The sequence below is a fragment of the Stenotrophomonas maltophilia group sp. vghtpe118 genome (assembly GCF_052605195.1).
This window is the reverse complement of record NZ_CP199672.1, coordinates 371,408-383,424: the sequence shown is the minus strand read 5'-3', so window position 1 is coordinate 383,424 and position 12,017 is coordinate 371,408. Positions and strand designations below refer to the sequence as shown.

The 12,017-nt window shown below is 66.2% G+C and carries 9 protein-coding genes; 5 read left to right on the top strand and 4 right to left on the bottom strand.

The genetic code is table 11. From position 1 onward, the window contains the following. Positions 1-126 precede the first annotated feature (126 nt). The 5 genes from ACUDTM_RS01880 (at position 127) to mtnC (ending at position 5,654) form a co-directional block, all read left to right on the top strand. Positions 127-1,602 carry an amino acid permease gene (locus ACUDTM_RS01880; protein ID WP_005416354.1) on the top strand — a complete coding sequence of 492 codons (1,476 nt, stop codon included), beginning with the start codon at positions 127-129 and terminating at the stop codon, positions 1,600-1,602. 82 nt (positions 1,603-1,684) lie between these two features. Next, positions 1,685-3,112: an amino acid permease gene (locus tag ACUDTM_RS01875; RefSeq protein WP_053500013.1), complete on the top strand. Its 1,428-nt coding sequence runs from the start codon at positions 1,685-1,687 to the stop codon at positions 3,110-3,112. A gap of 551 nt (positions 3,113-3,663) precedes the next feature. Beyond that, complete coding sequence (locus tag ACUDTM_RS01870; protein ID WP_005416352.1) at positions 3,664-4,305, top strand: methylthioribulose 1-phosphate dehydratase; 642 nt, start codon at positions 3,664-3,666, stop codon at positions 4,303-4,305. A 92-nt stretch (positions 4,306-4,397) separates the two neighbouring features. After that, entirely contained in the window at positions 4,398-4,955 is a 558-nt protein-coding gene (locus ACUDTM_RS01865) for a 1,2-dihydroxy-3-keto-5-methylthiopentene dioxygenase (protein ID WP_065177596.1), read from the top strand. A 3-nt stretch (positions 4,956-4,958) separates the two neighbouring features. Then, positions 4,959-5,654: an acireductone synthase gene (gene mtnC / locus ACUDTM_RS01860; RefSeq protein WP_061479251.1), complete on the top strand. Its 696-nt coding sequence runs from the start codon at positions 4,959-4,961 to the stop codon at positions 5,652-5,654. Between the two features lie 86 nt (positions 5,655-5,740). Here the strand turns inward: mtnC and ACUDTM_RS01855 are convergent, their stop codons facing one another. From ACUDTM_RS01855 to fucP, 4 genes are all read right to left on the bottom strand, one after another. After that, a complete protein-coding gene (locus ACUDTM_RS01855) occupies positions 5,741-8,359 on the bottom strand; it encodes a beta-mannosidase (RefSeq protein WP_445391096.1) in 2,619 nt (872 codons plus the stop codon). Positions 8,360-8,449: 90 nt separating this feature from the next. Continuing rightward, positions 8,450-9,676, bottom strand: coding sequence for an AGE family epimerase/isomerase (locus ACUDTM_RS01850; protein WP_065177594.1), 1,227 nt, complete (start codon positions 9,674-9,676; stop codon positions 8,450-8,452). After that, positions 9,673-10,668: a carbohydrate kinase family protein gene (locus tag ACUDTM_RS01845; protein ID WP_072169084.1), complete on the bottom strand. Its 996-nt coding sequence runs from the start codon at positions 10,666-10,668 to the stop codon at positions 9,673-9,675. The genes ACUDTM_RS01850 and ACUDTM_RS01845 overlap by 4 nt, the downstream gene beginning before the upstream one ends. A gap of 7 nt (positions 10,669-10,675) precedes the next feature. After that, positions 10,676-11,992 (bottom strand): L-fucose:H+ symporter permease, encoded by a 1,317-nt coding sequence (gene fucP, locus ACUDTM_RS01840; RefSeq protein ID WP_072169083.1) that lies wholly within the window; start codon positions 11,990-11,992, stop codon positions 10,676-10,678. Between the last annotated feature and the right edge of the window lie 25 nt (positions 11,993-12,017).

Genomic DNA, 12,017 nt, shown 5'->3' with positions numbered 1-12,017 from the left:
GATTGCGCTTGTGCGTTGGCTTCAGCTTTGGCTAAGGTACAGCGGGCCGTTCGCACGGCCTTCACCGTTCAAGGTTGCCGGCAACGTATCGGCGGCCCACCCCATCCGATCATTAGGAAGTACTGCATGCTGAAAGCTCTGTTGAGGGTCAAGCCGGTCCAGCCGGCCGGGCACGTCGATGCCGGCGAACCCATCGAAGGCAGCCTGGACGGCGAAGCCACGCTGAAACGGACCCTCACGGCTAAACACCTCATCCTGCTTGGCGTGGGTGCGGTGATCGGCGCTGGTATCTTCGTGCTGACCGGCCAGGCCGCGGCCAACCACGCCGGCCCGGCGGTGATGCTGTCGTTCGTGCTGGCCGGCTTCGCCTGCGCCCTGGCGGGCCTGTGCTACGCCGAGTTCGCGGCGATGATGCCGGTCTCCGGCAGTGCCTACTCCTATTCGTATGCCACCCTCGGCGAAGGCATGGCCTGGTTCATCGGCTGGTGCCTGGTGCTGGAGTACCTGTTCGCCTCGGCGTCGGTCGCGGTGGGCTGGTCGGCCTACCTGATCAGCTTCATCACCACCACGCTGCACATGCCCTTCCCGGACCTGCTCAGCGCCGCGCCCATCGCCTGGACCGGCAGCGAGTTCGTCTCCTCCGGCAAGCTGTTCAACCTGCCGGCGGTGCTGATCGTGGCGGCGGTGTCCGGCCTGCTGTACGTGGGCGTGACCCAGTCGGCGTTCGTCAACGCCATCATCGTGGCGATCAAGGTCACCGTCATCTGCCTGTTCATCGGCATCGGCGCGGCCCACATCGATCCGGCCAACTGGCAGCCCTTCATTCCGGAAAACACCGGCGTGCCGGGTGAGTTCGGCTGGAGCGGCATCTTCCGCGCGGCCACCATCGTCTTCTTCGCCTACATTGGTTTCGATGCGGTCTCCACCGCCGCCGGCGAAACCAAGGATCCCCAGCGCAACATGCCGATCGGCCTGCTCGGCTCGCTGGCCGTGTGCACCATCGTCTACATCATCGTCTGCGCGGTGCTGACCGGCATGATGCCGTACCACCTGCTGGGCACCGACAAGCCGGTGGCCACCGCGCTGGAGCCCTACCCGACCCTGTCCTGGCTGAAGACCCTGGTCGAGATCGGCGCCATCGCCGGCCTGTCCTCGGTGGTGCTGGTGATGATGATGGGCCAGACCCGCATCGCCTACACCATTTCCCGCGACGGCCTGCTGCCGAAGTTCTTCGGCAAGGTCCACGCTCGTTTCCGCACGCCCTATTGGGCCACGATCGTGGTCGGCGTGATCGCCGCCGCACTGGCCGGCCTGGTGCCGCTGAACGTGCTGGGCGAACTGGTCTCGATGGGTACCCTGCTGGCTTTCGCCACGGTCTGCATCGGCGTGCTGGTGCTGCGCTATACCAAGCCGGAGATCCATCGCCCGTTCCGCGTGCCGGCGGTGTGGATCATCTGCCCGCTTGGCGCTGCGGCCTGCCTGTTCCTGTTCTGGCAGGCGTTCGTGGTGCACTGGCACCTGTTCGTCGGCTGGACCGTGCTGGGCATGCTGATCTATCTCGGCTATGGCATGCGCAACAGCAAGCTGGCCAAGTCACCCTGATCCGCCTACGGGCCGGCCCTGTGCCGGCCCGTCCGTTTTCCCCGCGCGCCAGACACGGCGCGCTTCGACAAGACCACCACACATGTTCAAGCAACTGTGGGCCACCAAGCACCCGCATGCCGCCCATGAAGACGCCAACGGCCTGAGCCTGCGCCGCCACCTCGGCCCCTGGGGCCTGACCGCCCTCGGCATCGGTGCCGTGATCGGCGGCGGCATCTTCGTCATCACCGGCCAGGCCGCCGCCAACCACGCCGGCCCCGCGATCATGCTGTCGTTCGTGCTGGCCGCCATCTGCTGCGCCTTCTGCGCGCTGGCCTACGCCGAGTTCGCCTCGATGGTGCCGGTCTCCGGCAGCGCCTATACCTATACCTACGCCACCTTCGGCGAACTGTCGGCCTGGTTCATCGGCTGGATGCTGGTGCTCGAATACGGCGTCTCTGCGTCGGCGGTGGCGGTCAGCTGGACCGGCTATTTCCTCAGCCTGCTCAGCCAGTTCGACATCCATCTACCGGCGGCGCTGGTCAGTGCCCCACTCGATGCACAGCTGCGCCCCACCGGCGCGATCGCCAACCTGCCGGCCGCTGCGCTGGTACTGCTGCTGACCTGGCTGTGCTACGTCGGCATCAGCAAGTCATCGGCAATGAACATGGCGATGGTCGTGCTCAAGACCGGCCTGATCCTGCTGGTCATCGTGGTCGGCTGGAAGTATGTGGACACCAGCAACTGGACGCCGTTCATTCCCGCCAACGAAGGCCCCGGCAAGTACGGCATGGAAGGCGTACTGCGTGGCGCGGCGATGGTGTTCTTCGCCTACATCGGCTTCGAGGCGGTATCGGTGGCGGCGCAGGAATCGAAGAATCCGCAGCGCGACATGCCGATCGGCATGATGCTGTCGCTGGTGGTCTGCACCGTGCTCTACATCGCGATGGCCGCGGTGATGACCGGCCTGGTGCCGTTCCAGCTGCTGGGCACCGACGAACCGGTGGTGACCGCGGTGGCCGCGCATCCGCAGCTGGGTTGGCTGCGCTGGGTGGTCGAGGTCGGCGCGCTGGTCGGCCTGTCCTCGGTGGTCCTCGTGATGATCATCGGCCAGCCGCGCATCTTCATGATCATGGGCCGCGACGGCCTGCTGCCGCCGGTGTTCACCAGGATCCACCCGAAGTACCGCACCCCGCACATCAACACGGTGATCACCGGCATCGGCATCGCGCTGCTGGCGGCGCTGTTCCCGCTGGACATCCTGGGCGAGCTGACCTCGATGGGCACGCTGATCGCGTTCGCGGCGGTGTGTGCCGGCGTGCTGATCCTGCGCCGCACCCAGCCGGACCTGCCGCGCCCGTTCCGCATGCCGATGGCCTGGCTGATCTGCAGCCTGGGCGTGCTGAGTTGCCTGGCCCTGCTGTCGGCGATGACGATGCACAACTGGATGCTGATGGGCGTCTGGACCTTCGTCGGTTTCGTGATCTATTTCTGCTACGGCTTCAGGCACAGCCGTCTGCGGGGTAAGTGAGGTTTTCTGCATTGCAGGGCCTGCGGCCCTGCACCCGCCTTTGAAGCCGGAGCAACGGCAAGAGCGGGACTGTGGGTTTGGCGGGGAGGCATGGGTTCGCGGGGGACGCCGCAAGTACGTCCATGTAGGCTTGGCAGCCGCATCCATGCGGCTGACACCCCCGCGAACCCATGCCTCCCCGCCCCTGACAGTCTCCCGGCGCGTCCGGTAGATCCACGCCATGCGTGGATGAAGCGTTCCCGGAAACGAATGTATCGGGACGAATCTTCTGTAGAGCCGAGCCATGCTCGGCTGCGAGCAAGCGTAGCGCCGCGACCCGCTTTTCGCTCTTCCTTCTTCACTCCGTGGCCGGCCGCACGCCGGAACCTGTCCGAGGCGGGGCGGGTGGGCCGTGCAGGGGCGTGAGCCGCATGGATGCGGCGACCGAGCTTACAGGGACGTACTTGCAGCGTCCCCTGCACGACCCGCCCGCCCCGCCAACCCCATGAACCGCTCTACACGACCCGCCACGAGGGGCTCAGCCGTTGGCCGAATCCAGTAAAATCGTCGGCATGAACGCCCCCACCTTCCCCTACGACACCGCGCGCCTGAGCGAACTGGCCCAGCTGCTGATCGACAACGTCCGCGAACTGGCCCATGCCGGCTGGACCCCGGCCACCAGCAGCAACTTCTCCCACCGCCTGGACGATCGCCACGCGGCGATCACGGTGTCCGGCAAGGACAAGGGCCGCCTGATCGAGGACGACATCATGGTGGTGGACTTCGACGGCCAGGCCGTCGGCCGTCCGCTGCGCCCGTCCGCCGAGACCCTGCTGCACACCCAGCTGTACCGCCGCTTCCCGGACGTCGGCTGCGTGCTGCATACGCACTCGCCGGTGCAGACCATCGCCTCGCGCCTGTACGCGCCGCAGGGTCATGTCCGCCTGGAAGGCTACGAGCTGTTGAAGGCCTTCGCCGGCAACAGTACCCACGAAATGGCCATCGATGTGCCGGTGTTCGCCAACACCCAGGACATGAACGTGCTGTCGAAGCAGGTCGATGACCTGCTCGACCGGCAGAACCTGTGGGGCTATCTGATCGATGGCCACGGCCTGTACGCCTGGGGCCGCGACATGGCCGAGGCACGCCGCCACCTGGAAGCGTTCGAGTTCCTGTTCCACTGCGAACTGGAGCTGCGCAGGCTGCGCGGCTGAACCGGCGCGCAGGTGCAGATGCCGATCCGGAATCTGCGCCCTACACCCACCCTGCTACCCTGTCTTCCCCCCGAGACGTTCAAGCTGCCGCCATGAGCCGACTGCGCATCTACGACGACACCCGCCCCGATTCGCCGCTGCTGGACACCCAGGACGGCGCGGTCATCACTGCCGAGCTGCAGAAGATCGGCGTCACCTTCGAGCGCTGGCAGGCCACCGCGCCCGTCGCACCGGGCGCCAGCCAGGAGGAAGTATTCGCCGCCTACCGCGCTGACATCGACCGCCTGGTCGCCGAGCGCGGCTTCAAGAGCGTGGACGTGGCCTCGATCGCCCCGGACAACCCGAATCGCGCCGAGCTGCGCAAGAAGTTCCTCGACGAGCACTTCCACAAGGAAGACGAAGTGCGCTTCTTCGTCGCCGGCTCGGGCCTGTTCACCCTGCACGTGGGTGACAAGGTCTATGAGATCGAGTGCGTGAAGGATGACCTGATCGCCGTGCCCGATGGCACCACCCACTGGTTCGACATGGGCGAGGAACCCAGCTTCGTGGCGATCCGCTTCTTCACCGAGCCGGATGGCTGGGTCGGTCACTTCACCGGCACCGACATCGCGCAGAAGTTCCCTCGTTACGTACCCACCCAGGCGTCCTGATCCATGCAAGCCCGCGTCATCCTGACCGATATCGAAGGCACCACCAGCAGCATCTCGTTCGTCAAGAACGTGCTGTTCCCCTATGCGCGCAAGGCATTGCCCGCGTTTGTCGCCGAGCATGGCCAGCAGCCGGACGTCCGCCGCTGGCTGGATGCGGTGGCAACCGAGATCGGCGGTGCCTGCCAGGACAGCCTCGTGGCCGAGACGCTGCAGGGCTGGATCGACCAGGACCGCAAGCACACCGCACTGAAGGCGCTGCAGGGACTGATCTGGGACGAAGGCTACCGCCGTGGCGACTACACCGCGCACTTCTACCCGGAAGTAGCGCCGGTGCTGAAGGGCTGGCACGCCTCCGGGCTGCCGCTGTACGTGTACTCCTCCGGCTCGGTGCCGGCGCAGAAGCTGTTCTTCGGCTTCAGCGATGCCGGGGACCTCAGCCCGCTGGTGTCGGGCTGGTTCGACACCGAAGTCGGCGGCAAGCGCGAGGCCGACAGCTACCGCCGCATCGTGCAGGCCATCGGCGTACCGGCCGGCGAGATCCTGTTCCTGTCCGATGTGGTGGAAGAACTGGATGCCGCCCGCGAAGCCGGGCTGCAGACCCGCCTGATCGATCGCCTGGATGATTACCCGATGCCGCGTACCGGGCAGGCCGCCAACGGCCACGAACGGGTCGAGAATTTCCAGCAGATCCAGCTGTAAGCAAGAAAAAGGGGACGGAGGGGATTAAGTCGTTTGTGGCACACATGGGCCACAAACGACTTAATCCCCTCCGTCCCCTTTTTTGCTCAACGGTCGTTGAGGGTCTTCACCTTCAGCGCTTCGCGCAGGGTAACCAGATCCACCGGGCCGCGCACCGCGATATCGCGGGTTTCACCCGGCAGCAGGTCCAGCAGGTTGTCTTCGACCTGCACATCCAGCGCGCCGAAGTCGATCCACGCCGCGCGCACATACGCCGCGCTTTCCAGCCGCAGACGATAGTGGTCCCCTTCGATGGACAACGTGGCCTTGAGTTTCTGCCGCGGCAACACCTGGTCCTTGGCTTCAACGAAACCGACCACCTGCCGCGCACTCACGTTGCCGTCCTGCAGCAACTCGAACACCGCCACCGTACGCATCGGGTCGGCACCGGCCAGCAGCTCCGCATCGCTGAAATCGCCCATCGGGGTGACACCCGCCGCCGCCAACGTCACCGTTTCCTCGCGACGACGCAGCACCTTCCCCTCCACGTCCATCACCCGCAGACGCCAGCGCGCATCCAGTGCGGCACCGTCGTTGATCAGGCGCACCCGCGTGCTGCCCTCGTCGCGCAGCGCTGCCACCGTCACTGGCGCGAAGAAACGCCGCGCGGCGAAGTGCAGCGCCTTCCAGCGGCCGAAATAGTCCACGCTGGACCACGAGGCGCCGGGCCAGACATCGTTGAGCTGCCAGTACAGCGAGCCCATCGTGTACGGGCGCGAGGCGCGATGGTGCAGTGCCGCCAGAGCGATGCCATCGGCCTGCATGACCTGGCTGAGGTAGACGAAGTCCTCGAAGTCCTTCGGCGTACCGTAGCCCAGCTCGATGTAGTGCAGCAGGCGGCTGTTGCCCTCGCCAGCCATGAACTTCTGGTGCGCACGGATCACCGGGCTGTCGATGCGCTGCTCGGCGCGGGTGGCGATCTGGTCCACCGTCGCCACCGACGGCCACGCCTGCAGCCCGTACTCGGACATGAAGCGCGGCGTCTCACGCAGGTAGGCCTGCACCGGCAGCGCCGGATTGCCCCAGACCTGCCAGTAGTGCTTGTCGCCGCGGGTCGGGTCGTTGGCCTTTTCGTCAAGATCGTTGCTCGGTGAACTGGACCAGTACGGCACGCCCAGCCCTTCCTCGCCCACCACCGCGCGCAGATCGTTGCCGAACAGGTCGACATAGCCCTGCCAGACCTTCGCTGCAAACGCCGGGTCGGCCGCCTTCAGGTCGCGACCATGGCCCCAGTCCTTCCAGGCGGTTTCTTCCTCGTTGTTGCCACACCACAGCACGATGCTGGGGTGGTGGCGCAGACGGCGCACGTTGTCGCGTGCTTCGGCCACCACGTTGGCACGAAACGCCGGATCGTAGCCCGGCTGCATGCCGCCGCCGAACATGAAGTCCTGCCACACCAGCAGGCCCAGTTCGTCGGCGATGTCGAAGAACGCGTCCTCCTCGTAGTAGCCGCCGCCCCAGTTGCGCAGCATGTTCATGTTGGCGTCGCGCGCGGCCGTCAGCACCTGGCGCAGGCGTGCGGCATCGACGCGCGCGGGGAAGGCATCGAACGGAATCACGTTGGCGCCCTTGGCGAAGATCTCCACGCCGTTGATGACGAAGGCAAAGCCCTGCCCGCCCTTGCGGTCTCCCTCGCGGCGCAGTTCGACCGTGCGCAGCCCGATGCGCTGCTCGCGCGCCAGCTCCGACGCGCCACCTTGGTCCAGGCGGGCCTGCACCGTGTAGCGGTCCTGCGCGCCGTAGCCGACTGGCCACCAGCGCCGCGGATCGGCCAGTTCAACCGGAACCTCGATGCTGTTCTGGCCGGGCTTCAGCAGCACCGTGCGCTGCACCTGGGCCACGCTGCGACCCTGCGGATCGCGCACATCGACATTGACCACCGCAGAACCGGCAGCGTCGCCCTGCTCTACTTGCAGCAGCACGGCCAGCTTCGCCTGCTCCGCGCTCAATGCATCCGTGCGCACCGCAAGATCGGTCAGGCGGTGCGCGTCCCAAGCCTGCAGATCGATTCCGCGCCAGACGCCGGCGGTGACATAGCGCGGACCCCAGTCCCAGCCGAAGTGGTAGGCCGGCTTGCGCGCGAAGTTGCCGACCATCGCGTCCTTCGGCTCATCGCCATACGGCGACGGATAGTTGCCAGCGATCTTGTGCGGCATTGCCTGCACGCCCGGCAGCAGGGTGCGGATCGGCGAACGGAACACGATCTGCAGTTCATTGTCCCTGGCCCGCAGGCGCCCATTCACGCGCGCGCGCCAGGTCCGGTGCGCGTTGTCCGCACGCAGCAGCGGCTTGCCGTTGAGGCTGACGTCGGCGTAGGTATCCAGACCGTCGAAGCGCAGCTCGGCATTGGGCTTGGCCAGCGTCGCCGCATCCACGTCGAAGCGCGCGCGGTACTCCCAGGCGGCCAGGCCGATCCATTGCAGTTCGGCCTCTGGTGCGCCGACATACGGATCACGGATCAGTTCGTGAGCGAGCAGGTCGGTGTGCACGCTGCCCGGCACCGTCGCCGCCCGCCATTGCTGCAGACCTGGATGAGCGGCGCCCTGCGCGTCGCCGGGCAGCATGCGGAACTCCCACTGTGCCTGCAGCGGCGTGGCAGCGACCGGGAAGGCGGACGCCGCGATCAGCAGCAGGAGCAGGCGGACAACGAGGGGAAGGCGATGCACGGGATGCTCCTGTTATTCCGCCGGGCATGGTCCGGCGCTACCTGCAAGTCCAGTTCACGGCAGTGCCGGGCCATGCCCGGCGCGCCAACCTCAACGCACCACGTTCAACACTTCGTAGCACGCACCCATGGTGTGGTAATCCACCTTGCCGGCCGGGCTCTTCTCGTCGCTGTACTTGCGATTGTCGGCATCGAGGATGCGGAACCAGGCGCCGTACCGGTGATCGACGAAGTGTTCCCACGAATACGCCCAGATACGCTCGTACCACTGCCAATAGCGGTCATCGCCGGTACGCTTGGCCATCAGTGCGGCGGTCGCAAGCGTCTCCGCCTGCACCCAGAAATACTTGTCGTCGTCGCAGACGAAACTGTCGCCACCGATCGGGGCGCCATCCATGCCCGGCTGCCGGCGCGACTCCGGCGCGAAACCGTAGTACAGGCCACCCCGCGCCTCGTCCCAGCTGCGCGCCACGGCCACGTCGAACAGGTGCTGCGCGGTCGGCACCAGCCAGTCGACCTGCACATGGCGGTCCAGGATCAACAACAGCTTGGCCCATTCGGTCTGGTGGCCCGGCTGGAAGCCCCATGGGCGGAACAGGTGCTTGGGGTCGTCCAGGTTGTAGTCCCAGTCGATCTCCCAGTTGGAATCGTAGTGCTCCCACACCAGGCCACCGGCCTTGGCGGCCTGGCGACGGGTCATGTTGTCGGCCAGCTGCAGCGCGCGCTCCACATAGCGCTGTTCGCCGCTGGCCTCGAAGGCGGCCAGCATCGCCTCGCACATGTGCATGTTGGCGTTCTGGCCACGGTAGCCGGTGAAATTCCACTGCCCATCGGCTTCGTCCTTGTAGAGGCCGTGCTGGGGCTCCCAGAAGCGCGCCTCCAGCAGCTGCCAGGTCTCGTCCATCCATGCGCGGGCCTGTTCGAGACCGGCCTTCAGTGCGCAGCTGTAGGCCAACAGCACGAACGCCACGCCGTAGCAGTGGTTCATGTCGTCCTCGACCTTGCCGTCGCGCAGGGTCCAGGCGTAACCGCCGGTGGCCGGGTTGCGGTGCACCTCGCGCAGGTAGCGCACGCCGTGCTCGACCGCCTCACGGTACTCGGCGTTGCCGAATTCGCGGTAGGCCATCGCGTAGTTGAAGACGAAACGCGTGCTGCTCACCAGATGGCGATGGTTGGCGTCGTAGATGCTGCCGTCGTCACGGAAGTAGTGGAAGAAGCCACCGTTCGGATCGATGCACCGCGGATGGTAGAACGCCATCGTATCGGCGATGTGCGCGCGCAGGAACGCGGGCGAACGGAAGTCGGGGGAGGTGCTCATGCGTTAATGTCCTGGGCCTGCAGCAGCTGCTGCACTTCATCGAGCGAGGGCATCGCGGCGAACGCGCCCTTGCGGGTAACAGCCAGCGCACCGACCGCAGCACCGAAGCGCAGCGTGGCGGTGATCGCCTCCGGGTCCTGGCAGAAGGCGGCAAAACCGGCACCGGCGCCGCTGCGCTCCAGCAAGCCGACCAGCACGCCACCGACGAAGGCATCACCGGCCGCGGTGGTATCGACGGGAGCCACGCGGAAGCTGGTGACCGTGCCGTGGTTGTCGCGCGTGTACCAGTGCAGCGTGGCCGCACCGTCGGTGACGATCACCCAGCGCACGCGCGCAGCGAGCAGGCGCCGCAGTACCGCAGCCTCGCCATCGGCACCCAGCGGCGCGGCCAGGTAGTCCAGCTCCTCGCGCGACAGCTTGACCAGGTCGGCGCGTTCCAGCGCCTGCCACAGGCGCGGTGTCGGGTCCTCGTTCGCCGGCCACAGCGCCGGACGCAGATTGAGGTCGAGGCTGACCACCGCACCAGCCGCACGCGCGCGATCCATGCCGGCGAAGGTCGCCTCGGCGATCGCCGCTTCGGTCAGGCTGTTGGAACAGACATGGAAGCACTGTGCGCTGTCGAAGCACGCCGCCTGGAAGTCGCTGTCACGGAACAGCAGGTCGGCTGCCGGCGGGCGATAGAAGCTGAAGCTGCGCTCGCCGCTGGCATCCAGTGCGACGAAGGCCAGTGCGGTCTTGGCCGCATCGGTACGCACGATGTAATCCGTGCCCACGCCGTGCTCGACCAGGCTGTCGGCCAGGAAGTCGCCGAACATGTCGCGGCCCAGCGTGCCGACGAACTGCGTCTTCGCACCCAACCGGGCGGCCGCAACGGCAACGTTGGCCGGTGCACCACCGGCGTACTGCAGGAAGGCGCGCGGCGTGTCGGCCGAGGCCGGCGGCTGCGCTAGTAGATCGATCAAAATTTCGCCGAAGCAAACGATGGCACCCATTCCGGACTCAGCCTCCCTGCGGAATGCGGGTCGACGGGCGCGAGCCCACCAGACCGTAGAAAATAATGTAGAGGTAGCAGGCGATAGGCAGCAAGAAACTCAAGTGCAGGCCAATGCGATCGGCCAGCATGCCCTGCAGCAGCGGGATCACCGCACCACCGACAATGGCCATGATCAGCAGGCTTGACGCCTTGTTGGTCAGCGGCCCCAAGCGTTCGATTGCCAGCGAGAAGATGGTCGGGAACATGATCGAGTTGAACAGGCCCGTGGCCACGATGCCGTACATGGCCGCCTTGCCGCTGGCGGCCAGAGTCACGCCCAGCAGAATCACATTGGCGACAGCGAAGCCAGCCAGGAGACGCCGCGGCGAATACTTGGCCAACAGCCAGGAACCGGCAAAACGGCCAACCATCGCGCATCCCCAGTAGGCCGACACATACTTCGTGGCCTGCTGCTCGCTCATGCCACCGATCTCCGGCAGGGCGAGATAATTCACCATCAGACTGCCGATGGAGACTTCGGCGCCCACGTAGAAGAAGATCGCCAGCACACCGAACAACACGTGCGGCTGCTTCAGCGCATCCAGCAACGTGTGATGATTCGTATCGGCCTTCTCGGTGGTCTCGGCCAGACTGGGCAGGCGGAACAGGTAGACGAACACTGCCAGCAGCACCAGCGCGATCGCCAGGCCCACGTATGGCCCCTGCACGGAGTGCGCTTCAGCGGCGCGATAGGCCACCTGCTCGGCCACGGGCAGGGCGTCGATCTCGTCGCCGCTCTTCACCGTGGTGCTGAGGATCAGGAAGCCTCCGAACAATGGTGCCAGCGTGGTACCCAGCGAATTCAGCGCCTGGGCCAGGGTCAGGCGGCTCGAGGCGGTCTGTTCAGGCCCCAGCAGCGCTACGTACGGATTGGCAGCAACCTGCAGCACGGTGATGCCGGTGGCCAGCACGAACAATGAAGCGAGGAACGCGTCGTACGTGCGCAACGCCGCTGACGGCCAGAAGCCGAGCGCGCCGACACCGGCGATCAGCAGGCCAGCGATGATGCCCTTCTTGTAACCAAGGTGGGCCACCAGCCGGCCTGCCGGCAACGACATCAGGAAGTACGCGCCAAAGAAAGTGAACTGCACCAGCATCGCGCGCGTGTAGTTCAGCTCGAACACCGCTTTCAAGTGCGGGATCAACACATCGTTCAGACTGGTCAGGAAGCCCCACATGAAGAAGATCGTGGTGGCCACCGCCAGTGCGGCACGTGCGTTCATCACCGGCGCGGTGCCGCTGGAAGAAGAACCCGATGGACGGGGCGTTGCGGAGATCGGCATGCGGTACGCGCCTCGATGCGCGGAA